The following is a 21,592-nucleotide window of genomic DNA, read 5'->3' as shown; positions in this document are numbered from 1 at the left end:
CCGACTCCGCCATGCCTAGTGGAGCTTGATCCGCGGTCTGGCGCGCCTGACCACCATCTCGCCGATCGAATCCAACGCGGTCTTTGCGAGGCCGTGCACCGCCTTGAGATGCATCTTGTGCAGCGAGCGATAGGCAAGCCTCGCCAGCAGACCCTCGATCTTCAGCCCGCCGATCAGACTGCCGAATGCGCCGTAATCGGCGAGCGACACGAGCGACCCGTAGTCGCGGTAGCGGAAGGCCGGCGCAGCTTGTCCCGAAAGGCGCGCGGCGATCACCCTCACCAGATGATCCGCCTGCTGGTGTGCTGTCTGGGCTCGGGGCGGCAAGGCATCGCCCTCGCCCGGCAGCACGCAGTTCGCGCAGTCTCCGATCGCGAACACGTTCACGTCCCCGACAGAACGCAAGGTCTTGTCCACCACCAGGCGATTGATACGGTCGGTTTCGAGGCCATCGAGGGTTTTCAGGAAATCCGGCGCCTTGATCCCGGCCGCCCAGACCACGAGCTCGGCCGGCACAAACAGCTTTTCGCCAAGCCTGATGCCGTCCTCGGTCACTTCGGTGACCTTGATGCCGCAGCGTATCTGCACACCCAGCTTGATCAGTAGGCGTGCCGAAGCACGCGCCATGTGTTCGGGAAGCGCCGGCAGGATGCGCGGCCCGGCCTCGACGATGGTGATGCGGATCAACCTCTCGAAATCGATATTGTCGAGATTGTGCGACGCAATTTCACGCATCGACTTGTGCAGTTCCGCGGCCAGTTCGACGCCGGTTGCGCCGGCGCCGACGATGACGCAATGGAGCTGACCGGGCGACAGCTGCTCGTACTGCGCATTGGCGCGCAGGCATGCGTCTATCATGCGCTTGTTGAAGCGGGCGGCCTGCTCGGCCGTATCGAGCGAGATGGCATGGCGCACAGCACCCGGCGTGCCGAAATCGTTGCTGACGCTGCCGACGGCCAGCACCAGCGTGTCATAGCCCAGCACCCGCGGCGGTATGACCTGCCGGCCGTCATCATCGAAGCTGGGAGCGACAAAGACCTGGCGCTTTGCCCGATCGATGCCGACGACCTCGCCGATGCGGTATCGATAGTGGTGCCGGCTGGCATGGGCGATGTATTCGACGGCGTCGTGCGAGGCGTTCAGCGCACCGGATGCCACCTCATGCAGAAGCGGCTTCCAGATATGGGTGCGGTTGCGGTCGACGAGCGTGATGGAGAGTCGCCGCTTGCCGAACTTGCGGCCAAGGCGCGTCGCCAGTTCCAGTCCGCCTGCGCCGCCGCCGACGATGACCACGCGATGCAGTGACTTGTCCGCATGGGAAGGGGTCTCCGGGATCGTACGGAAGAGCGCGGCGTTGTTGGCAAGCACGGCTTCCGGGATCAACCGCATGCCGGGAGTGATGATCTGCATCGGTCTTCTCCGTCTGTCTGCCAGGCTTCAGCGCGCCTGAGCCCATCACTCTTGCGATTCGTGGATGACGATGCCCTGCAGCATGTCGACGTCGCATTCCCAGGGCTTGTCCGTCAGCACGCGCTGGCCATGCTCGTATCCTGCCTGCCAGCGGGTGCGGATGCCCGAGCGGGTGAAGTCGATGTCCTTGGTGTGGTCCTCGCCGTCGAGGCGCGGCGAGAGCAGCCGGACAAGATGCATGACCGAAGGGCAGCCATAGGACGCGAGCTCCTTGAACATCGGATCCTCGCGCCGGTCCTCCGGCACCAGCTTTCCCATCTCGCGCACCACATGACGAAGCCGGTGCAGTTGCTCCTGGCGGGCGACATGGCTCTTGCCGCGGCTGGCGTATTGAAGGTCCTTCTGCCGCCCCATCACCTGCCAGATCGACTTCGGTTCGGTGGCGCGGGGCTGCCACATGTTGACTGCAAAGATCAGCGCGTCGCGCCGCGGGCGCTCGTCCAGCACGACCTCGATCGGCGTGTTCGAATAGATGCCGCCATCCCAGTAGGGCTCGCCGTCGATGCAGACGGCCGGAAACGCCGGCGGCAGGGCGCCCGACGCCATGACATGCGCCACCGACAGCGCCATCTCGCGCGTGTCGAAATATTTGAGTTCGCTGGTGTTGACGTTGACCGCGCCAACCGTCAGCCGCGTGTGGCGCCCGTTGAGGTAGTCGATGTCGATCAGATTGCTCAGCGTCCTCTTCAGCGGATCGGTGGTGTAGTAGGACGCGTTCTCGACGCCGACTTCGTGATTGACCCCGAACACGGCGCTTGGGTTCGGTTCGAAGAACCCAGGGATGCCGCGCATAACGGTGCCCATGTTGGCGAAGATGTTGCTCGGAACCATCATCCGGAAAAACTCGTCGAGCGGGCTGCTCCGGCTGACCCCTTCCCAGAACTCCTGGAGCCTCGGCAGCCGATCGCCGGGCTCGTTTCCGGCAATCAGCGCGGCGTTGATGGCGCCGATCGAGGTGCCGATGACCCAATCCGGTTCAACGCCGCCTTCGACAAGCGCCTGGTAGACGCCTGCCTGATAGGCGCCGAGCGCGCCACCGCCTTGCAGGACAAGGACGGTCTGGCGTTTGGGCTCACCTTGATGGGAGACTTCGACCGCCGGCTCGGAGACGGGCGGATTTTGCGAGAACTTGTTCATGGCTTTCGCTCCTCGTGCCGGATCTAGTGAGCGGTCCAGCCGCCTTCGATCGGCATGACGGCGCCGGTGATCGAGGCCGCTTCATCGGAGGCCAGGAACAGGCAGAGCGCTGCAACCTGCTCCACGGTGACAAACTGCTTGGTCGGCTGCGCGGCAAGCAGCACATCCTTGATCACCTGCTCTTCGGTGATCCCGCGGGCCTTGGCCGTGTCCGGTATCTGCTTCTCGACCAGTGGGGTGAGCACGTAGCCGGGGCAGACCGCGTTGACGGTGATGCCCTGTTCGGCAACTTCCAGCGCGACGGTCTTCGTCAGGCCGGCGACGCCATGCTTGGCCGCGACATAGGCTGATTTGTAAGGGGAAGCGACCAGCGCGTGCGCCGAGGCGACGTTGATGATGCGCCCCCATTTGCGCGCCTTCATCGCCTGCAGGGCGCGCCGGATCGTGAAGAAGGACGACATCAGATCGATGGCCACGACTGCCTCCCATTTCTCGATCGGGAAGTCATCGATCGGCGCGACATGCTGAATGCCGGCATTGTTGACCAGGATGTCGACCGCGCCGAATTCTGCGATGGCCTTGTCCATCATCGCAGTGATGGCATCGCCCTTGCTCATGTCAGCGCCGTCATAGCGGACGGTCACGCCATGGTCGGCGGCCAGTTTCGCCCGCAGCAACTCGATCTCGCCGGCATTTCCGAAACCGTTCAGAACGATGTTGCAGCCCTTGGCCGCGAAGGCTTCGGCGATACCCTGGCCGATACCGCTGGTCGAACCGGTGATGAGCGCTGTCTTGCCACTGAGCATCGTCGTTTCCCTGTGTCTGGGCCGCCGGCGTCGGCCGGCGGCTGCGAGCGGCGGGCAGCAGCGCCCGGCTCTGGATCTGCGGACCAGTATGACGAGCCGCCTGAAACCGCGGAAATGCCGTTGAGACATGGATTCGATAGCCGACAGTCTGACCGGCGCGCCTCGCGATGCAGATCCGCGGGCCGGGTTGTTTGACGTAACAGCAGCTAGTAATATTGCTTGGCAACGCCGGGGCGTCTGGACAGCGCCCGAGGGGAAGCGTGCAGTGGAGATCAGCCAGGTCAGATACTTCTTGGCCGTCGCCAAGGAGCTGAATTTCACCCGTGCCGCCGAGCAGTGCAACGTCACGCAGCCGGCGCTTTCACGCGCCATAAAACTGCTGGAGGATGAATTCGGCGGGCCGCTTTTTCATCGTGAGCGCCGCTTCACCCACCTCACGGAGCTCGGCCGCATGGTCGAGACCTATCTCGAGGGCGTGTTCGAGAACTCCCGCCAGGCAAAGCAGATCGCCGAGCAGTATGTGAACCTGAAAAAGATGCCGCTGAGAGTCGGCATCATGAGCACGATCGCGCCGGATGAGATCATCGAGCTCATCGCGGCTGTCCGTGGCCATCACCCCGGCGTGGAGCTTCACCTTTGCGATTCAGACGCCGCGAGCCTGAGGCGAAGGTTGCTGGAAGGCGACCTCGAGGCCGCCATCTATGCGTTGCCATCGAACGTGCCCGACGAAGAGGTGCATTCCCTGCCACTGTTTCAAGAGCAGATGGTGATGGCTGTTCACGTGGCCCATCGCCTCGCCAACCAGAGCGTGGTGCGGGTGAAGGATATGAGCAATGAAAGCTACATCCATCGCAACAATTGCGAGTTTGCCGGCTATGCGGACGCGATCCTCGCCGAACAGGGCGTCACGGTCAGTCCCGTCTACTGGAGCGATCGTGACGACTGGACGCTGGCCATGATCGCAGCCGGGCTCGGTTTCGGCTTCATGCCCGAGCATACCGCCAAGCATCCCGGAGTGGTGGCCTTGCCGATCACCGAGCCGGAATTCTGGCGCGAGGTCAATCTCGTCACCGTGCGCGGCCGCAGGCATTCACCGGCGGTCGGCGCGCTGGTGCGCGAGGCCACGCAGAAGAAGTGGTTCGGCGAGCGGGCAAAGGCTTTGTCCGCGGCCGCCGCCGAATAGTTTGCCTGCCCGAGCAATCTGCCTGGCTGGCCCAGGCAGCGGATCTCCGGCCCTGTCCGCGCTCAGTTCTTTCTCACCGTCGAGGTCACGGACTGGATGACCTCCGTCGCCATCTTGAACTGCGCGGCGCGGTCGGTGATGCCGTGCCGTTTGGCGATCCAGCCGAAATCGCTATAGGCGGCGTAAACCGAACCATCCGCGGTCTGGTAGACCAGCACCCGCACAGGCCAGTCGAGACCGGCCTCCGGATTGGACGTGATGAAGGTCGTGCCGAGCGCCGGATTGCCGAACATCACCAGCCGGGACGGCCTGACATCGTTGCCGGCTTTGTTGCCGAGCCTTGCCTGGTCGATCACGCCGAAGAACATGATGCCCTTCTTCAGCACGTCCTTCTTGATGCGGGCGACGGTCTCGGCGACCGAATAGTCGCTCTTGACCGTGACGACGCCGTCGGATGCGGCGGCCGGAAGGGCAACCGCCATCAGCATGGCGGCGCCGGCAATAAGGGTTTTCAGGTGGTTGGTCATGTCAGTCTCCTTTGGTTGGATAGCGAAGTTGTCGGTCTTGGCGTGTCACGTCCTCGGCGTCTGCAGCACGTGCGCGATCGCGATCGCTCCGGCGAGAACCGCGGCGAGCAGAACCACGCATGCGGTCCAGCCGAAGCGGTCGTAGAGCTGGCCGATGATGAAGCTGCCGGCGAGCCCGCCCGCATAGTAGGAGGCAAGGTAGACGCCGCTCGCGGCGGCGCGATCGCGCGAGGCGGTTCGGCTCACATGCCCGGTGGCTATTGCCTGTGCCAGGAAGGTGCCGATGGCGACCAAAGCCATGCCGGCAAGAACGACGGAAAGGCTGGCGGCGAGCAGCAGAAGCAGCCCGGCGATCGCCAGCCCGAGCGTCGCTCCGATCCCTCCTCTCGGACCGAGACCTGCCGCGACGCGCCCGGCAAGCGGGGTCGTCAGCATCGAGGGCAGGAAGACGAAATAGACCGCGCCAAGAGCCATCGGCGTCAGCGACAGGGGCGCCGCAACGAGCTGGAAGTTCACATAGGTGAAGGTGCCGATGAAGACGAAAAGGATCAGGAAGCCGATCGCGAAACAGGCGCGCAGCTCGGCATTTTGCAGCGGAGCCTTCCAGGCTGCGCGGGCGGGCCCGCCCTTAGCATCGGCGCGCATCATTGCAGAGGTCTTCTGCAGCGTGAACCAGACAAGGGCTGCGCCGAACAGATTGAGGCCGGCGAAGGTCAGGAAGTTGGTGGAGATGCCGAACGTGTCGGCGACGGCTGCCGACATCAGCCGGCCGAAGAAGTTGCTGGCGACGTTGCCCGTCACATAGGCCGCGAGCGCGCCCGTCGTCTGCCGCGCGGAAAAATGCTCGGCGAGGTAGGCCATCGTCAGCGTGAAGGCGGTCGACATGCACAGGCCTTGCGCAACGCGCAGCAGGGCGAAGACGAGGATGCTGTCCGTCTGCGAAAGCAACGTCGTCGGGATCGCCAGGGCGGCCAGGCTGATCCAGATGCCGTTGCGGCGATCGATGCCGCGTCCGAAGAGCGCAACCGCGATGCCGGCCACCGCCATGCCGAAGGTGCTGGCATTGACGGCGAAGCCCATGGTCGCCCGGCTGACGCCGAATTTTACCACCAGCGAAGGCAGGATGGCCTGGGCGGCAAACAGGTCGACCAGCGTCAGAAACGCGATCAAGGCAATCAGGCCGAAGCGCCAGCTGTCCGCGGCAACCATGCGGAGCCGCGTGGGTTCGGTATGTTCACTGGTCGTCATGACGGGGCTCCGTGTCCACACGTCCCCAGGCGGTCGCCCGAGGACGCGCTTTTTGGTTGCTGATGCTGGGATCAGCTCACCGCGACGTGCGGCTCACATCATGTGGTCGTCGTGCATCGCGGGCGGCAGGACGTCGGCCGAATAGAGCACCGCCGGGACCTTGCCGTTGTTCTTCCACCAATGGGCGAGTTGGCCGAACTCGGCCGTCACATCGCCGGCTGGATGTTCGATGCCGACCTTGCAGGTGCTGGCGTATTCGGTGATCGAGCCTTCGACGACGATGATATTGGCCGGGCGGACATTGTGCTCATGCCACGGCACCACGCCGCCGGGCTGAACGACCAGCTTGCGCAGGCGCAGCATATTGCCCTTCCAGGCTTCGCCCTTGCTGCTCAGGTCGATCCCGGCGAGCACCGTGTCGGTGACGCCGACCGGCTTGCTGGGATGTTCCTGGATGTCGGTCGTGGCGGCCTGGCCGGCAGGACATTCGCCGGCGAAAACCGGAGCGACTGAAAACGCAGCGGTCGCGGTAAGCAGTCCGAGTGTCAGCGCCAGCTTCATCGGCACCTGCAATGCAATAGTCTTGGAAGCCATGTCTAGTTCTCCTTTTTCGGTGCCCAATCGCGGAAGCGGGGCATGACAGGAGAGTGACGGCAGCCTCGAAGAAAGAGAAATGCTGATCGGCTCTTAAATCGATACCTGAAAACTATGGCGGATCATCCCGCCAACAAGCCATCTCCGCCATGACATTCATCGCGGCGTCAGGCTTTCACTTCGATTTGCTACGCGGCCGTTTTCCTGACCGACAGGTCGATGCCGCTTTCCGGCCAACTGTGTGCCTTGACGCTGTTCACGAATGTCGACGTCGCCGGCGAGAAGCGGCGCCCGGCCACCACGACCAGCGAGACCTCGCGCCAGACCTCCGGATCGACGACGGGCCTGATCTGCAAGCCCGGGATGACGGCGCTGAATTCGGGGATGAAGCAGATGCCAAGCCCACCGGAAACCATGTTCTGGATCCAGTCTTCCCGCTCGCTGGCGTAGGAGATCCTGAGCTTCACGCCGCGATCGTTGCAGAGACCGGCGAGGTGATCGCGATACTCGCAATTCAGCCGCCTCAGGTAGTTCTCGCCATCGAGCTCGGAGATGGCGACATTGTCGTTGCGGGCCAGCCGGTGGCCATTGGGGAAAGCCAGGACGAACCGCTCGCGATAGAGCGGCGTGACGTCGAAGCGCTCCGGAAAAGCGTTGCTGGACGCCATGATGGCGACGTCGATCTCACCCGCTTCGAGCAGTTGCGACAGCGAGGCCGGCACACCCTCCACCAATTGCAGCTGGATGCCCTGCTGGCGTCTGTTGAAATCGGTGAGCAAGCCGGTGAAGCGGCGCGGACCGATGGTGCACATGACGCCGACCTTGAGATTGGCGTTCTCCAGGCAGAGGAACCTCGATGCCTCCTGGCGCACGCCGGTTACCTCATCGAGGATCTGCTGGAACCGCGGGCGCAGCAATGCGCCCAGATCGGTAAGATGGGTCAGGTTCCGTTCACGGCGAAACAGCAGGCCGCCGACCTCATCCTCCAGTTGCTGGATGGCGCGCGACAGCGCCGGCTGGGTGACGTTGCATTTTTCGCCGGCGCGCGTGAAGTTCCGCGTCTCGCACACGGCCAGGAAGTAGCGGATGTGATGAATGTCCATGCCGGTTTGTCCCTCTGCTGCATAGATGCATGTGCAGGTTGGAACCCTGCCGCAAAGCATTCCATCACGCCAATGCACGGGGGCTATAAAGTCGATAGCGTTTCGTCATGCGGCGATGGCGGGCCAAGGGCCCGCCATCAAACTGTCCAGTCGCAGCTGACGCCGAGGAGTGTCAGCTGTGATGGCCCAAGGCGAAGAGCTGGGCGCAGAACTGAGCGTGCGGCTTGCTCATGGCGGCGTCGTTGCATTCCTTCATCATCGCGTCCTGCGTCGTCTTCGGCGTAGCCTTCCACGCCGTCTCGAAATCAGCACTCGACTTCATCGTCTTCATGCCGGAATCGGTGAAGAAGGGCTGCATGTTGGACGGCTCATCGAGCGCGCCGGCGAAGGTAGCGCCGCCAAGAACCGAAAGAGCAAAAGCGCCGAGGCAGATAGCTTTGATATTCATTTTAAGGCCTTCTCTGGTTAGGTAGTCGTCCTATCGACAACCGCTTGGATGATTTGGCAGCAATTCAGAATTACCGGGTTCCTCCTTGCTGAGATGGACTGTGCTTCATCCGGTTCTCAACTCGCCAATGCCATCTGCGAATAAAGTTTATGCCGGTGCTGCATCCGCGCGGATGCCTGGCGCCACGGCCGCTAGTTGGCACCGCCCAAAGCCAGCACGTTCGCGCAGAAAGCGGCATGGGGCTTCATCATTGCCGGGTCGTTGCAGGCCTTGGTCATCGTGACCCGATCATGCCTGGGCATGGCAAACCAGGCCTTCCTGAATTCGGCCATTGGCTTCATCGTCTTCATGCTGGCGTCCGTATAGAATGTTGGAAAGGCCGCCAGGTCACTGAACGGGTCGGCGGATGCCGCCCTGACAAGAAGACCTACGGCAATCACGCTGAGGCAGACAGTTCGTATTCTCACGGCACACTCCTCTCCACCCTGACCCAGACGCCGTCAGGGGGCGGGGGCGAGCAACATCGCGTCACTTCGCCCGACTGCAGTGAGCTTGCGGTGCATGAAGACCGGCAGCCAATGCAATCTGCCTATGGACTTCATGCCACCTTGGCATTTCGGCCAAAAAAGAAGATGCGGCAGTCTCTCCACCAGTCGCCCTTGCCGGCGACTTTGGGATGGAGACAAAAAGATGCACGTCCAATCCGGAACGCGAACTGACCAGGCCGTCATTTCCAGGACGAATTCCCGGCTAGAAGGGGGCCAGTCTGTTGACATCGTCCTGGCAAGCGACGCGCATGGCGCCTTTGTCTGGGGCGTGCTCGACCGCCTGCTCGACGAGCCGAACTTCACCTTTGAGGCCATCACCGCCGCCGGTTTCGGAGCGGTGGAAGCGGCGGTCCTGGCCTACGGCCTAAGCCTTGGCGGCCGGCGTGGCGCGCGGACTACACTCGCCAATTTCTGGCGGCGCGTCAGCCACGCTTCGATGTTCGCCATAGACAGAGCGAGCCTGCTTCGATCGATTCTGGAACAGTCAATCGACATCGAGCAAATCCGCGACGAACGCTGCCCGGTGAAACTCGGCATCCTGGCCGTCAACGCCCGCACCGATGCTGTCACGATATTCTCCGGCGAGCAGCTGTCGATCAAAGCCGTAGTGGCGGCAGCCACCGTGCCGTTCCTCTCCCCGCCTGTCGAAATCGACGGCGATAGTTATTGGGGTGATAGCGAGCTCTCGCAGTTGCCGCCTGCTTGGTCGCCGAAAACGAGCCATCGCCTGATCGTCGCGGGTAGGCCGTCATTGTTCACGACACTATGTCCGGATCGCAGCTTCTCCTCTACCCATTGCGCGACCAAATGCGCGCCGGTTCACACCATCTTCGACAGTCAATACCGAGTTGGGGCTGCGCTCTTCGTGAGACCCTGGATCGACTGGGGTGAACTGACCGACATGCGTGACAGAGGTCGGCAATGTGCCGAAGGCTGGCTTGCGGCTGACCTTTTCAGCACCGACGAACGCCCGGCCATCGGCTGCCGAGCCCAATACATCTAGGCGCATCCCTCCTGCCTGGCCGCGCCTGCTTCGCGTACTCCCGAACGCAGGCGCCAAGCCCTCCGGTGTCCCCGCCGGAGGGCTTTTTCGCGCCGTGCTCCAGAACATAGTGGCCGCGTATCAATTCCATGCCGAGACAGCATTTCAGCTCGGCATCACGATCGGAGAGACTGCTTGCAGACGGGCCGCAAGGCCGGTCTTTCCCTCGAAACGTAACCAGGAGACAAGCCTGTGATCAACACCAAGACCCTCATCGGATCGGCCCTCGCGGCCGCCACCTCGCTCGCCGCGACGGCGGCCTACAGCGGTCCGGCCGCCAAGCCCGGCTTCGCCTTCGAGAAATGCTATGGCGTCGTCAAGGCGGGCCAGAACGACTGCCAGACAGCGACGCATTCATGCGCCGGCACTTCGACCGCCGACAACCAGCCGGATTCCTGGCTCTACGTGCCAGCCGGCAGCTGCGCCAAGATCACGGGCGGCAGCGACAAGCCGAAAGTCTAGCCAACTTCCACTCGAGCCAACCAGACCAAAAACGGAGGAGACCGATGCCCACCAAGTTTTCGCCTTTCACAATCCCCGAATCGGCGGGCATCGGCCTTCGCTCGCCTCACATCGCGGAGATGTTGACGCGGCGCCCTTCTGCTGGCTGGCTCGAGGTCCACGCGGAAAACTACATGGGCGACGGCGCCGGGGTCGAGGCGCTGGAGAGGCTACGCCAGATCTACCCGCTGTCGGTGCATGGCGTCGGCCTGTCGCTGGGCAGCGCGCAAGGATTGGATCGCGATCACCTGGAGAAGCTGCGCAAGGTCTGCGAGCGCTTCCAGCCCGACCTGGTCTCGGAGCATCTCGCCTGGAGCGTCGCCGACGGCGCCTACCTCAACGATCTCTTGCCGCTACGCTATGACGAAGAGGCGCTGGCGATCGTGGCGCGCAATGTCGAGACGGTCCAGGACGCGCTGAAGCGGCAGGTACTGATCGAGAACCTGTCGGCCTATCTGGCCTTCGCGGACTCCTCGATGAACGAGGCCGAGTTCCTCGCCGAGCTCGCAGCAAGGACCGGCTGCGGTCTGCTGCTGGACGTCAACAACGTCCATGTCTCGGCCCACAATCTGCAATACGACGCCAAGGCCTTCATCGATGCGTTGCCGGCCGACGCGATCGGTGAGATCCACCTTGCCGGTCACGCGACCAACAGGGTCGGGGCCGACACGGTGCTCATCGACGACCATGGCTCGCGGGTGCCGCCGGTCGTCTGGACGCTGTATCGGCATGCCATAGAACGGCTCGGACCGCGCCCGACCCTGATCGAATGGGACACCGACGTTCCCATTCTCGATGTGCTGCTTGGCGAAGCGATGTGGGCCGACATGCTCACCGCTTCGATCATGTTCAACCGCAAGCAAGCCGCGAGACAAAGCCAACCGACCGAAGCCCGCTCGACGCCCATCTGCCTTGCTGTCGAAAGCGAAACGACGACCAGCATGCCGGTGCTTGCCGCGTTCGCGGCTGCCAGGTGCGCCAGGCCGTCCATGTCTGCGGTGCTGCCGTCAATCGAGGAGGAATACCATGCTGCCGCTTGAACACCTGCAGACCACCATGGCGCGCTCGGTGCTCGCCATGGAGCCAGTTGTCGCCGCAAACATGCTGACCGCCGGCAAGGCAGATCCGCTGGCCCGCTTGCGCATCTACCAGAACAACACGCGCAGCTCGCTCACCGCGGCGCTGATGGCGGTGTTTCCTGTAACCGTCCGCCTCGTCGACGAACGCTTCTTCCGCTTCGCGGCAAGCGAATTCATTCGACGGCATCCGCCGGTGGAGTCGCGGCTGGCACGCTATGGCGCCGGCTTTCCACGTTTCCTGAAAGCGATCGACACGCTGTCCGACATGCCGATCGTCGCCGAAACGGCGCGGCTAGAATGGGCCATAGCGGAGGCGCTCGATACAGCTTCGCTGCCGCCCCGCAGCCTCGCAGAATACAACAACACCGACCTTGGGCTCTCGCCGGATATCCTGCTCCAGCCCTCACTGCGACTGATCGTCTCGCACTGGTCGATCCTGTCGGTATGGATGGCGCATCAGCAGGAGACGGCGGTCGACCAAAACAGCATCTGGGCAAGGCGCCCCGAACGCGTGGCGCTGTGGCGATCTGGGAACTACGTCCGGCTTTTTCTACTCGACCGCGCGAGCTTCGCCTTCTGGCATTCGCTGAAGCACGGTTTCGGCCTCGAGCATGCCACTGGCCGTGCCCTGGCTCTCGACCCGGCCTTCGACCTGGTTTCCGCCCTTGTGCGTCTGTTCCGCGACAGGCTCGTCACCAACGTGCGGGTCGCCGCGGATTCCCCCTCAAATTGATGGAGACAGTTGTGACCGCAATATCCGAGCATTCCTCGTCCAACCTGGCCGGCTTTGTCGGCTTCTGCAAGCGTATCCTCAGGCTGCCCGAACACATTCCGTTTTCGCTGGTCCAGCTCGCCGCACGCGTGGCGGTCGCGCATGTCTTCTGGCAATCGGCGCAGAGCAAGCTGGCCTCCTGGCCCGTGACGCTGCAGCTATTCGCCGACGAATACAATCTGCCGTTCATCGACCCCTCGATCGCGGCGCCGCTTGCCACCGCCGCTGAGCTCACAGGTTCGGCGCTGATCTTCCTCGGGTTGCTCTCGCGCCTCGCCGCTCTGATGCTGCTCGGCGTCGTCTCCGTCATCCAGATCTTCGTCTATCCGGAGAACTGGGCGGAGCACCTGCTATGGGCGTCGTTGCTGCTGCTTGTGCTGACACGCGGTGCCGGTGTGTTCTCGCTCGATCGCATCGCTGAATGGACCTTTTCGGCATCCAGAAAATGAACATTTCGGCCGGATCGGGACGCACGATGCGCGTCTTCATCGTTCATGCCCACCCCGAGCCCAACAGCTTCAACGGTGGGCTGACCCGAGCCGCACAAGGGGCGCTGTCCGCAGCGGGGCACGAAGTCGTCATTTCCGATCTCTACGCCATGGGATTCAACCCAGTATCGGATCGCCGCAACTTCACGACGGTCGGCGACGCGAACTACTACCGCCAGCAGGCTGAGGAGGCGAATGCGGCTGCCCAAGGCGGATTCGCTCCAGACATTCAGGCGGAGATGGACAAGCTCTTCTGGTGCGACGTCTTGATCCTGCAGTTCCCGCTCTGGTGGTTTGGACTGCCGGCGATCCTGAAGGGTTGGGTTGACCGGGTGTTCGCGTCGGGTGGCCGCATCTATGGCGGTGGCAAATGGTATGATCGCGGCGTCTTCGCCGGAAAACGCGCGATGTGTTCCGTCACCATCGGCGGGCCGCCGCCGATCTATTTGAGCCGAGGACTGAACGGCCCAATCGATGCGATCCTATTCCCGATCAACCACGGTATGCTCTACTTTGTCGGCTTCACGGTGATCGAGCCTTTCCTCGTGCACGCACCGGCGCGCATCGGCGACGGTGAGCGCCAGATGTGGCTCGATCGTTACCGCGAACGCGTCCTCAGCCTCGTTCATGCCCCCACAATCATTTATCCGAAGCTCGCGGACTTCGACGACAACCATGTTTTGAAATTGGCGTGATAGACGCTTTTGCATGTCCGATCTAAAGCCGAACGCCAGGACGACGACCTTTTCATGCAGCGTAGTGCGGACGCGCTTTGCAGTAGAATCGGACGTTCGGCGCGTCGCCTTTTTTGCTCATCGTTCCACGAGCGCCCGCTTGAGTGAATCACGACTAGCTACATGAGATGAAACTATTGGCGCGTGCCCGTGTGAACTACCCGAGCGTCTGGCTGGCAAGGGCATAAGTCCTTGGCGTGGCTGCGCTGTCGACGGCAAAATCGGCAAGGCGTTTGCCCATCGACATAGTCAGCACGGTGTCGAAGACAGGCATTCCGCTGTGAGACAGAAACGCGGCGAACTCACCGCTTTCCATATGGGTATCCACCCGAAGGAAGCTGCCCGCATGCTCTGCCACGTGCGGTCGCACCACCGCGACGGCATCGGCATCCCGCTGCGCCACCACCGGGCCGACGACGTGGCCGCGGCCGAACGGTCGGCAAAGGGCGAAGGACTTAACGGCGCCGTCGTCGAAGAGCCCGTAGCCAACGGATTGATCGAACAACTTTTGGACAAGTGTTTCCCTGCGCACCCCGTAACCGGCCGCGTCGAGGGCGATGACCGCCGGCACATGCTCGGCCCGCAACCGCCGCACCTCGCCGTCGGCCTTTTCTACGCCTGGCGCCCCAATCGTATGGACAACTCCCTGGCATTGATAGACGGTCTTCTCCGGCTTGAAATCGAGCGAAAGATAAAGCCGCCTTGCCGCCCGGGTGGCATTGAGCCGCAGGTCGCGCCCGGCGACCCTCTCGAAGACCCGTTTCATCAGCCACTGCCCTGCCCCAAGCGTCTGCAGCCGCGGCGAGGTAATGACCATTCCGATTGTCGCGAAATCGGCGCCATGTGGGAACCACATGGCCGAACCGAGAACGCGGCCGATATCATCGAGCGCAACGAACCCGTGTCCCGTTTCGCGCAGGAACTGCCAGTCTTCGGCTCGGTGCGGCCAACCCACGGATAGGGTGTGCGCGTGCAACCGGTCTAGCTCGATGCCGTCGATGTCGCCGATGCGCATCGAGAAGGTATCGATCTTCAAACTTCCGGATGGCTTCAATTTCATGCCTCTGAAAGATTGCGTTACGGGTGGCACACAATGGCCGCCCCGCCCCCGCCAACGCTAAACAACCAGACCGATACGATTTGCTCGAAAGCCGCGCGCCAACGCAAGATTCAACTGAAACACTTCCGCTTTCGGCACGCAATCGCGAAAGCATGCGCACATCCTCTCCGGAAATCTTGCAGCACATGGTCGACGGGACCAATCCCGGCGAACCCGAAATGCTTTGAGGGCCTGAATGGACGTTCTCGACATCCTCGACCGGCTCGTCGCCTTCCAGTCAGTCGCCGGTCAGCCGAACGCCGACATCGCCGGCTGGATCGAGACCTATCTCGCGGAACGCGGTGCGCAGGTCGCCCTGCTCCCGGGGCCGGAAGGCGACCGTTCCAATCTTTTCGCGACGATCGGCCCGGCCGATGTGCCGGGCTACATCCTGTCGGGCCACATGGACGTTGTCCCCGCTGCCGAGCCTCAATGGAGTTCGCCTCCCTTCGCATTGCGCCGGGAGGGCGAACATTTCTACGGACGCGGCACCACGGACATGAAAGGGTTCCTTGCCGCGGCACTCGCTGCTGTACCTCACTTGACCGGACTGCGCCTGGCCAGACCGATCCACCTCGCCTTTTCCTACGACGAGGAGGTCGGATGCCGCGGCGCGCCGCATCTGATCGCCCGCCTGTCCGCACTTTGCGCCAAGCCCCTCGGCGTCATCGTCGGCGAGCCGAGCGGCATGCGCGCCGTGCGCGGCCACAAGGGCAAGGCCGCCGCCCGCGTGATTATCCATGGGCGCTCTGGCCATTCCTCGCGACCCGATCTCGGGCTCAACGCCATCCACGCCATGGCCGGTGTGCTGGGCGCGACCGTGAGCGAAGCCGAGCGGCTGACGCATGGTCCGTTCGATCCTGCCTTCGAGCCGCCCTATTCCTCGCTGCAGGCCGGCGTGATTGCGGGCGGACAGTCGGTCAACATCATTCCCGCCACCTGCACGCTGGACCTGGAGGCGCGGGCAATACCCGGCGTCGACCCGGCCAGCCTGCTCGCGCCGGTAAGGGCGCGGGCAGAGGCCTGTGAGGCCAACGGTTTTCGCATCGACTGGAGGCCGCTCAGCGCCTATCCGGCACTGTCGCTGCCGCAGGACGCGGCACTGGCGGCGCTGCTGCGGGAGCTGACCGGTGAAGCGCCGCTCGCCGCCGTCAGCTACGGCACGGAGGCCGGTCTCTATCAGGCCGCCGGCTTCGATGCGATCATCTGCGGCCCCGGCGACATCGACCGCGCCCACAAGCCGAACGAATACATTCTTGCCAGCGAACTCACCGCCTGCCAGCGGATGATCGAAGCGCTGGGCGCGCGCTGCTCGGCCTGAGGGAGCAACCGGAATGACGTTCCTGTTCAACTCCGATGCCCGGCGCGGCGCGGTCTTCGCGGAGGCCTTCGCTGGTGAACTGCCAGACCTCCCCTTCGCCATGGACGCCACGACGGTCGATCCCGACGCGGTGCGCTATCTGATCACCTGGACCGTGCCGGAAAATCTCGTTCGCTACAGGAACCTCGAAATCCTGTTCTCCTTCGGCGCCGGCGTCGACCAGTTCCGCTTCGACACCGTGCCCGCGAAGGTGAAGGTCGTGCGCATGATCGAGCAAGGCATCGTGCGCATGATGCAGGAATATGTGGCGCTGGCTGTGCTTGCGCTCCACCGCAACCTGCCGGCCTATCTCGCCCAGCAGCGTGCAGGCGAATGGCGCGACATCCCGCAGCTCCAGGCTGCGGCGCGCCGGATCGGCGTGCTCGGCCTCGGGCAACTCGGCCAGGCCGTCCTCGAGCGGCTGAAACCTTTCGGCTTTCCGCTCGCCGGCTGGAGCCGTTCGCCGCGGCGGATCGAGGGCGTGACCTGCCACGATGGCCGGCACGGGCTGGAGGAGATGCTCGAAGCCAGCGATATACTGGTCTGCCTGCTGCCGCTGACCGAGGAAACGCGCGGCTTCCTCAATGCCGAGCTGTTCGCAAAACTGCCTGAGGGCGCGGCGCTCGTCCATACCGGCCGCGGCCCGCAACTCGATCACGAGGCGCTTGTCGCCGCCCTCGACAGCGGCCAGCTGTCGGCCGCCATGATCGACGTGACCGATCCGGAGCCGCTGCCCCCTGGTCATCCTTTCTGGTCGCATCCGAAGATCATCCTGACCCCGCATGTCGCCAGTGTCACCCAGCCCGCGAGCGCCGCGCGCGCCGTCATCGACAACATCAAGCGCCATCGCGCCGGTCTCGACCCGATCGGGCTCGTCGACCGGTCGCGCGGCTATTGAAGCTCCAACCTGAAAGGCCGTCCCTTGTCCCTGCTCAAGACCGTCGATACAGACCCGTCCTTCACGCCGCGCCAGTCCAAGGCGTTGCCCGAACGGCTGATTGCCGGCGACCCCGCCTTCAAGACCTGGGCGCAGGACGCGGCCAAGGACGATCTCGTCCACACCGGCGTCTGGGAAGCGACGCCGGGCGAGACGCGATCGATCAAGGGGGAGACTTTCGAGTTCTGCCACATCCTCTCCGGCGTGATCGAAATCTCCCCGGACGGCGGCCAGCCGGTGACCTACCGCGCCGGCGACAGCTTCGTGATGAAGCCGGGCTTCACCGGGGTTTGGAAGACGATCGAAACCGTGCGCAAGATCTACGTGACGGTCGGATAGCCATGCGCGTGGCGTTTCCGCCGCTGCGACAGATTTTGCCGTCCCGCGCGGGCTGGACGCAACAATCGTCCGCCGCGGTTCGCCGAACGACGCATGCTGCTTGCCCGCCCGCGCTAGGCTGCGGCTAACGCTGCTAAGGGGTTGCCCATGAGCCTGAGCTTCGATCCGGACACGGTCCCCCTTCCCGTCGGCCATTTTATCGGCGGCGAACTGATCGCGGCCGGGGGCGCGATCGAGATGCGTCGCCCGTCGGACGGCAAGGCATACGCCGCCTGCCCGGTGGCTGGCGTCGACATGGTCGACCGCGCGGTGGAAAGCGCCAAAGCGACCCTCAAGACCAGCAACTGGGGCGGCGTTCGGCCGCGCGAGCGCACCAGGGCCCTGCAGACGTGGGCCGACCTGATCGAGGCTGAAGCCGTAACGTTGGCCAGGATCGAGGCGCTGTGCTCCACGCGGCCTATCGGCCAAGTGGTTGCAGGCGACATCGCCGTCACTGCCGAGCAGATCCGCTTCTTTGCCGAGTTCGCCGATAAGGAAGGCAGCGAGGTCGTGCCGACTGACGATGCCAGCCTCGGCATGATCATGAGCGAGCCCTATGGCGTCGTCGGCGCGATCACGCCGTGGAATTTTCCCATCTTGATGGCCGGGTGGAAGCTCGGCCCGGCACTGGCCGCAGGCAACGCGGTGGTGCTGAAGCCGTCGGAAATGACGCCTTTCTCGGCTGTGTACATGGCTGAGCTAGCGGTCAGGGCGGGCCTGCCGGCAGGGCTGATCAATGTGGTCCTGGGCGACGGTCCGACGACCGGTACGGCGCTGACCTGCCATCCCGAGATCGCCAAGGTCAGCTTCACCGGCTCGACCCGCGCCGGCTCGGCGATCATGGAGAACGTCGCCCGCACCGGCGTCAAGCCGATGACGCTGGAACTCGGCGGCAAGAGCCCTCAGATCGTCTTCGCCGACGCCGACCTCGACAAGGCGGCGACGGCGATCGCAGGCAGCGTCACCTTCAACGCCGGCCAGGCCTGTGTCGCCGGCACGCGCCTGATTGCCGAGGAGAGCGTGGCCGACAGGCTGGCAGCGGCGATCCTGGAGAAGATGAAGGCGGTGCGCTCCGGCCCGACCTGGGACGAGGCGACGCACTATTCGCCGATCATCTCGGAACGGCAGCGCGCGCGTGTCGACGGCATCGTCCAGGCGGCCAGACAGGCCGGCGGCGAGTGCCTGACCGGGGGCGCCGCCATGGACGACCCCGGCTATTTCTACCAGCCGACGCTGATCGCCAATGTCGACCAGGCCAACCCGGCGATCGTCGAGGAAATCTTCGGCCCGGTCCTGACCGTCCAGACCTTCGAGACCGAGGAAGAAGCGCTGACGCTGTCCAGCCATCCGACCTATGGACTGGCTTCCGGCCTGTTCACCACCGACCTGTCCCGTGCGATCCGCATCGCGCGCAGGCTCGAAGCGGGCACCGTCTGGGTCAACCGCTACAGCCGCTCGCGCGACCACATCCTGCCGACCGGCGGCTACAAGCGTTCCGGCATCGGCAAGGACCTTGGCCGCGACGCCTATCTCGCCAACCGCAGGACCAAGAGCGTCCTGGTCAGCCTGTGAAGAGATGCCGATGAAATTCTGTTCGATCGCCCTGATCCCTGGTGATGGCATCGGCCGCGATGTCACCGCCGCCGCCTGGACAGTGCTGGAAACGGCGGCCAAACATTGCGGCTTTGGTTTGACGGGAACTGAGTTCCCCTGGTCCTGCCGCTTCTTCAAGGAGACCGGCCGCATGATGCCCGAGGACGGCATCGAGACCTTGCGCGGCTTCGACGCCATTCTTCTCGGCGCGGTCGGCTGGCCGGCGGAGGTGCCGGATTCGGTTTCGCTGCACGGCCTGCTGCTGCCGATCCGCAAGGCATTCGTGCAATACGCCAACACCCGGCCGCACCGCCTGTTGCCGGGCGTCACGGGACCGCTGCGGGCGGAAAGCTTCGACATCCTGTGCATCCGTGAGAACACCGAAGGAGAATATTCGGGCGCCGGCGGGCGCGTGCACCAGGGCACGCTGGACGAGGTCGCCGTGGAGACTTCGATCTTCACCCGCGCCGGCGTCGAGCGTATCCTGCGCTTCGGCTTCGAGCAGGCGCGGACGCGGCGGGGCAAGCTTGCCTCCGTCACCAAATCCAACGCGCAGAAATACTCGATGGTGTTCTGGGACGAGATCACCCGCAAGCTGGCCGCGGAGTACTCTGACGTCGAAGTGACCAGCTATCACGTCGACGCGCTCGCCGCGCGCATGATCATGGCGCCGGAGAGCCTCGACGTTATCGCCGCCTCCAATCTCTTCGGCGACATCCTGACCGATATCGGCGCGGCGATCCAGGGTGGGTTGGGCTACGCCGCTTCCGCCAACATCAATCCCGACCGCTCGGCGCCGTCCATGTTCGAGCCGGTGCACGGCTCCGCGCCCGACATCGCCCATCTCGGCATCGCCAATCCGATCGCCACCATCTGGTCAGGTGCGATGATGCTCGACCACTTGGGCGAAAAAGACGCAGCCGGCCGCGTCATGAAAGCGATCGAGGCGACAACCGCTCGGGGCCTTGGAACGATTGCCGGCAAGGACAGCACGAACACCATCACGGCCGCAGTCATCGCGGCGCTCAACTGATTGCAAGGTCGTTTTCGATGAAGAGCCTGAAAGACAAAAGTCTATTCCGCGAGGCCGGCCTGATCGGCGGCAAATGGGTCGCCGCCGCCTCCGGCCAAACGGTCGATGTTATTGATCCGGCGACCCAGGCCGCGATCGGCACGGTACCCGACATGGCCGGTTCTGACACCCGCGCGGCCATAGACGCAGCGTCTTCCGCCTCTCGGGATTGGCGGAAGAAGACGAATGCCGAACGCGCAGTCCTGCTGGAGGCCTGGCACGGCCTGATGCTTATGCATCTAGAGGATCTCGCGCTGATCCTGACGACGGAACAGGGCAAACCGCTGGACGAAGCGAGAGGCGAGATTCGCTACGGCGCCTCCTTCGTCAAATGGTTCGCGGAGGAGGCGCGCCGCATCAACGGCCACACCATCCCCTCGCCGACGCCGGACCGCCGCATCATCATTCTGAAAGAGCCGGTCGGCGTGTGCGGCATCATTACGCCGTGGAATTTCCCCAACGCGATGATCACCCGAAAAGTCGCGCCGGCGTTGGCCGCCGGCTGCACGGTGGTGATCAAACCGTCCGAGTTCACGCCCTATTCGGCGCTGGCGCTCGGCGTGCTCGCCGAACGGGCGGGCATCCCCGCCGGCGTCATCAACATCGTCACGGGCATGCCGGCCGACATCGGCAACGAGATCATGGCGAACGAGACTGTGCGCAAGATCTCCTTCACCGGCTCGACGCGGGTCGGTTCGCTGCTGATGCGCGGCGCGGCCGACAGCGTGAAAAGGCTCAGCCTCGAGCTCGGCGGCAACGCGCCCTTCATCGTCTTCGACGACGCCGACCTCGACCTCGCCGTCGAGGGCGCGCTCGCCTCGAAATTCCGCAACGGCGGCCAGACCTGCGTCTGCGCCAACCGCATCCTCGTTCAGGCCGGCGTCTATGACGCCTTCGCCGCCAAGCTCAGCGCCCGCGTCAATGCGATGACGGTCGGGCCCGGCACTCAAGCCGGCGTCGCCATCGGGCCGATGATCAACATGGCGGCGGTCGACAAAATCAACCGGCACGTCGAGGACGCGCTCGCCAAAGGCGCCACGATTGTCACAAAGAGCCCGGCTTTGCCGGAGGGGCCTCAGTACGTCGCGCCGCTGGTGCTGACCGGCGCAACAAAAGAGATGCAGCTCGCCGGCGAGGAAACCTTCGGTCCGGTCGCGCCGCTTTTCCGTTTCGAGACGGAAGAGGAGGCGATCGCGCTCGCCAACGGCACGCCCTACGGCCTCGCCTCCTACTTCTATACCGAGAACCTGAAACGCGCTTGGCGCGTCGGCGAGGCGCTGGAGTTCGGCATGGTGGGGCTCAACACCGGCTCGGTCTCGATGGAGGTTGCCCCCTTCGGCGGGGTCAAGCAGTCCGGCCTCGGGCGCGAGGGTGCGCAGGCCGGCATCGAGGAGTATCTCGAGATGAAGAGCTTTCACATGGGCGTAGGGGAGTAAGGCAGTAGGGAATAAGGCCTAAACCTACTCCCCACCT

At 64.0% G+C, this 21,592-nt stretch carries 23 protein-coding genes; 13 read left to right on the top strand and 10 right to left on the bottom strand.

Annotated features, from left to right (window positions below):
* Nucleotides 1-15: 15 nt before the first annotated feature.
* From EN853_RS15100 to EN853_RS15090, 3 genes are read right to left on the bottom strand one after another with little or no spacing between them, the layout of a single operon-like run.
* Entirely contained in the window at nt 16-1,410 is a 1,395-nt protein-coding gene (locus tag EN853_RS15100) for an NAD(P)/FAD-dependent oxidoreductase (RefSeq protein WP_245516993.1), read from the bottom strand.
* 45 nt (nt 1,411-1,455) lie between these two features.
* Nucleotides 1,456-2,607, bottom strand: coding sequence for a patatin-like phospholipase family protein (locus tag EN853_RS15095; RefSeq protein ID WP_127860552.1), 1,152 nt, complete (start codon nt 2,605-2,607; stop codon nt 1,456-1,458).
* A 23-nt stretch (nt 2,608-2,630) separates the two neighbouring features.
* Nucleotides 2,631-3,413: a 3-hydroxybutyrate dehydrogenase gene (locus tag EN853_RS15090; RefSeq protein WP_127860551.1), complete on the bottom strand. Its 783-nt coding sequence runs from the start codon at nt 3,411-3,413 to the stop codon at nt 2,631-2,633.
* 265 nt (nt 3,414-3,678) lie between these two features.
* Here EN853_RS15090 and EN853_RS15085 point away from each other — a divergent pair, with 265 nt between their 5' ends.
* Complete coding sequence (locus tag EN853_RS15085) at nt 3,679-4,596, top strand: LysR family transcriptional regulator (RefSeq protein ID WP_127860550.1); 918 nt, start codon at nt 3,679-3,681, stop codon at nt 4,594-4,596.
* A 62-nt stretch (nt 4,597-4,658) separates the two neighbouring features.
* On the opposite strand, the gene EN853_RS15080 is transcribed toward EN853_RS15085, so the two are convergent.
* The 6 genes from EN853_RS15080 to EN853_RS15055 form a co-directional block, all read right to left on the bottom strand.
* Nucleotides 4,659-5,123: a DUF302 domain-containing protein gene (locus EN853_RS15080; protein WP_127860549.1), complete on the bottom strand. Its 465-nt coding sequence runs from the start codon at nt 5,121-5,123 to the stop codon at nt 4,659-4,661.
* Nucleotides 5,124-5,168: 45 nt separating this feature from the next.
* A complete protein-coding gene (locus tag EN853_RS15075) occupies nt 5,169-6,371 on the bottom strand; it encodes an MFS transporter (RefSeq protein WP_127860548.1) in 1,203 nt (400 codons plus the stop codon).
* 93 nt (nt 6,372-6,464) lie between these two features.
* The gene (locus tag EN853_RS15070; RefSeq protein ID WP_127860547.1) at nt 6,465-6,965 is read right to left on the bottom strand and encodes a cupin; all 501 of its coding nucleotides are present in this window, start codon (nt 6,963-6,965) and stop codon (nt 6,465-6,467) included.
* Between the two features lie 188 nt (nt 6,966-7,153).
* Nucleotides 7,154-8,068, bottom strand: coding sequence for a LysR family transcriptional regulator (locus EN853_RS15065; protein ID WP_127860546.1), 915 nt, complete (start codon nt 8,066-8,068; stop codon nt 7,154-7,156).
* 172 nt (nt 8,069-8,240) lie between these two features.
* The gene (locus EN853_RS15060) at nt 8,241-8,516 is read right to left on the bottom strand and encodes a hypothetical protein (protein ID WP_127860545.1); all 276 of its coding nucleotides are present in this window, start codon (nt 8,514-8,516) and stop codon (nt 8,241-8,243) included.
* Between the two features lie 191 nt (nt 8,517-8,707).
* A complete protein-coding gene (locus tag EN853_RS15055) occupies nt 8,708-8,983 on the bottom strand; it encodes a hypothetical protein (protein ID WP_135861330.1) in 276 nt (91 codons plus the stop codon).
* Nucleotides 8,984-9,206: 223 nt separating this feature from the next.
* Here EN853_RS15055 and EN853_RS15050 point away from each other — a divergent pair, with 223 nt between their 5' ends.
* The 6 genes from EN853_RS15050 (at nt 9,207) to EN853_RS15025 (ending at nt 13,641) form a co-directional block, all read left to right on the top strand.
* The gene (locus EN853_RS15050; RefSeq protein WP_127860544.1) at nt 9,207-10,067 is read left to right on the top strand and encodes a hypothetical protein; all 861 of its coding nucleotides are present in this window, start codon (nt 9,207-9,209) and stop codon (nt 10,065-10,067) included.
* A gap of 231 nt (nt 10,068-10,298) precedes the next feature.
* Nucleotides 10,299-10,568: a DUF2282 domain-containing protein gene (locus EN853_RS15045; protein ID WP_127860543.1), complete on the top strand. Its 270-nt coding sequence runs from the start codon at nt 10,299-10,301 to the stop codon at nt 10,566-10,568.
* A 44-nt stretch (nt 10,569-10,612) separates the two neighbouring features.
* Nucleotides 10,613-11,647, top strand: coding sequence for a DUF692 domain-containing protein (locus EN853_RS15040; protein ID WP_127860542.1), 1,035 nt, complete (start codon nt 10,613-10,615; stop codon nt 11,645-11,647).
* Nucleotides 11,634-12,419 (top strand): DNA-binding domain-containing protein, encoded by a 786-nt coding sequence (locus EN853_RS15035; protein ID WP_127860541.1) that lies wholly within the window; start codon nt 11,634-11,636, stop codon nt 12,417-12,419. Before EN853_RS15040 ends, EN853_RS15035 begins: the two co-directional genes overlap by 14 nt.
* Before the next feature lie 44 nt (nt 12,420-12,463).
* Nucleotides 12,464-12,907: a DoxX family protein gene (locus tag EN853_RS15030; RefSeq protein WP_245517005.1), complete on the top strand. Its 444-nt coding sequence runs from the start codon at nt 12,464-12,466 to the stop codon at nt 12,905-12,907.
* The gene (locus EN853_RS15025) at nt 12,880-13,641 is read left to right on the top strand and encodes an NAD(P)H-dependent oxidoreductase (RefSeq protein WP_245516991.1); all 762 of its coding nucleotides are present in this window, start codon (nt 12,880-12,882) and stop codon (nt 13,639-13,641) included. The genes EN853_RS15030 and EN853_RS15025 overlap by 28 nt, the downstream gene beginning before the upstream one ends.
* Before the next feature lie 196 nt (nt 13,642-13,837).
* Here EN853_RS15025 and EN853_RS15020 read toward each other — a convergent pair whose 3' ends face one another.
* Nucleotides 13,838-14,740 carry a GNAT family N-acetyltransferase gene (locus tag EN853_RS15020; RefSeq protein ID WP_127860540.1) on the bottom strand — a complete coding sequence of 301 codons (903 nt, stop codon included), beginning with the start codon at nt 14,738-14,740 and terminating at the stop codon, nt 13,838-13,840.
* A 235-nt stretch (nt 14,741-14,975) separates the two neighbouring features.
* Here EN853_RS15020 and argE point away from each other — a divergent pair, with 235 nt between their 5' ends.
* The 6 genes from argE (at nt 14,976) to EN853_RS14990 (ending at nt 21,555) form a co-directional block, all read left to right on the top strand.
* A complete protein-coding gene (argE, locus tag EN853_RS15015; protein WP_127860539.1) occupies nt 14,976-16,100 on the top strand; it encodes an acetylornithine deacetylase in 1,125 nt (374 codons plus the stop codon).
* Nucleotides 16,101-16,113: 13 nt separating this feature from the next.
* The gene (locus EN853_RS15010) at nt 16,114-17,037 is read left to right on the top strand and encodes a glyoxylate/hydroxypyruvate reductase A (RefSeq protein ID WP_127860538.1); all 924 of its coding nucleotides are present in this window, start codon (nt 16,114-16,116) and stop codon (nt 17,035-17,037) included.
* A gap of 24 nt (nt 17,038-17,061) precedes the next feature.
* The gene (locus EN853_RS15005) at nt 17,062-17,415 is read left to right on the top strand and encodes a cupin domain-containing protein (protein WP_127860537.1); all 354 of its coding nucleotides are present in this window, start codon (nt 17,062-17,064) and stop codon (nt 17,413-17,415) included.
* A gap of 147 nt (nt 17,416-17,562) precedes the next feature.
* A complete protein-coding gene (locus EN853_RS15000; protein WP_127860536.1) occupies nt 17,563-19,026 on the top strand; it encodes an aldehyde dehydrogenase family protein in 1,464 nt (487 codons plus the stop codon).
* Between the two features lie 10 nt (nt 19,027-19,036).
* Nucleotides 19,037-20,080 (top strand): tartrate dehydrogenase, encoded by a 1,044-nt coding sequence (locus EN853_RS14995; protein WP_127860535.1) that lies wholly within the window; start codon nt 19,037-19,039, stop codon nt 20,078-20,080.
* A 17-nt stretch (nt 20,081-20,097) separates the two neighbouring features.
* Nucleotides 20,098-21,555 (top strand): NAD-dependent succinate-semialdehyde dehydrogenase, encoded by a 1,458-nt coding sequence (locus EN853_RS14990; RefSeq protein WP_127860534.1) that lies wholly within the window; start codon nt 20,098-20,100, stop codon nt 21,553-21,555.
* Nucleotides 21,556-21,592: the final 37 nt, after the last annotated feature.

Source organism: Mesorhizobium sp. M1C.F.Ca.ET.210.01.1.1 (genome assembly GCF_004791585.1).
In the GTDB taxonomy this organism is placed as follows: domain Bacteria; phylum Pseudomonadota; class Alphaproteobacteria; order Rhizobiales; family Rhizobiaceae; genus Mesorhizobium.
Note: the sequence above shows the minus strand (reverse complement) of the source record. Positions and strands in the feature narration are given on the sequence as shown.

Coding starts and splice junctions, on each gene's coding strand:
- EN853_RS15000 (WP_127860536.1), top strand. CDS start 17,563: ATGAGCCTGAGCTTCGATCCGGACACGGTCCCCCTTCCCGTCGGCCAT.
- EN853_RS15020 (WP_127860540.1), bottom strand. CDS start 14,740: ATGAAATTGAAGCCATCCGGAAGTTTGAAGATCGATACCTTCTCGATG.
- EN853_RS15100 (WP_245516993.1), bottom strand. CDS start 1,410: ATGCAGATCATCACTCCCGGCATGCGGTTGATCCCGGAAGCCGTGCTT.
- EN853_RS15040 (WP_127860542.1), top strand. CDS start 10,613: ATGCCCACCAAGTTTTCGCCTTTCACAATCCCCGAATCGGCGGGCATC.
- argE (WP_127860539.1), top strand. CDS start 14,976: ATGGACGTTCTCGACATCCTCGACCGGCTCGTCGCCTTCCAGTCAGTC.
- EN853_RS15080 (WP_127860549.1), bottom strand. CDS start 5,123: ATGACCAACCACCTGAAAACCCTTATTGCCGGCGCCGCCATGCTGATG.
- EN853_RS15035 (WP_127860541.1), top strand. CDS start 11,634: ATGCTGCCGCTTGAACACCTGCAGACCACCATGGCGCGCTCGGTGCTC.
- EN853_RS15065 (WP_127860546.1), bottom strand. CDS start 8,068: ATGGACATTCATCACATCCGCTACTTCCTGGCCGTGTGCGAGACGCGG.
- EN853_RS14995 (WP_127860535.1), top strand. CDS start 19,037: ATGAAATTCTGTTCGATCGCCCTGATCCCTGGTGATGGCATCGGCCGC.
- EN853_RS14990 (WP_127860534.1), top strand. CDS start 20,098: ATGAAGAGCCTGAAAGACAAAAGTCTATTCCGCGAGGCCGGCCTGATC.
- EN853_RS15095 (WP_127860552.1), bottom strand. CDS start 2,607: ATGAACAAGTTCTCGCAAAATCCGCCCGTCTCCGAGCCGGCGGTCGAA.
- EN853_RS15060 (WP_127860545.1), bottom strand. CDS start 8,516: ATGAATATCAAAGCTATCTGCCTCGGCGCTTTTGCTCTTTCGGTTCTT.
- EN853_RS15075 (WP_127860548.1), bottom strand. CDS start 6,371: ATGACGACCAGTGAACATACCGAACCCACGCGGCTCCGCATGGTTGCC.
- EN853_RS15090 (WP_127860551.1), bottom strand. CDS start 3,413: ATGCTCAGTGGCAAGACAGCGCTCATCACCGGTTCGACCAGCGGTATC.
- EN853_RS15070 (WP_127860547.1), bottom strand. CDS start 6,965: ATGGCTTCCAAGACTATTGCATTGCAGGTGCCGATGAAGCTGGCGCTG.
- EN853_RS15010 (WP_127860538.1), top strand. CDS start 16,114: ATGACGTTCCTGTTCAACTCCGATGCCCGGCGCGGCGCGGTCTTCGCG.
- EN853_RS15025 (WP_245516991.1), top strand. CDS start 12,880: ATGGACCTTTTCGGCATCCAGAAAATGAACATTTCGGCCGGATCGGGA.
- EN853_RS15050 (WP_127860544.1), top strand. CDS start 9,207: ATGCACGTCCAATCCGGAACGCGAACTGACCAGGCCGTCATTTCCAGG.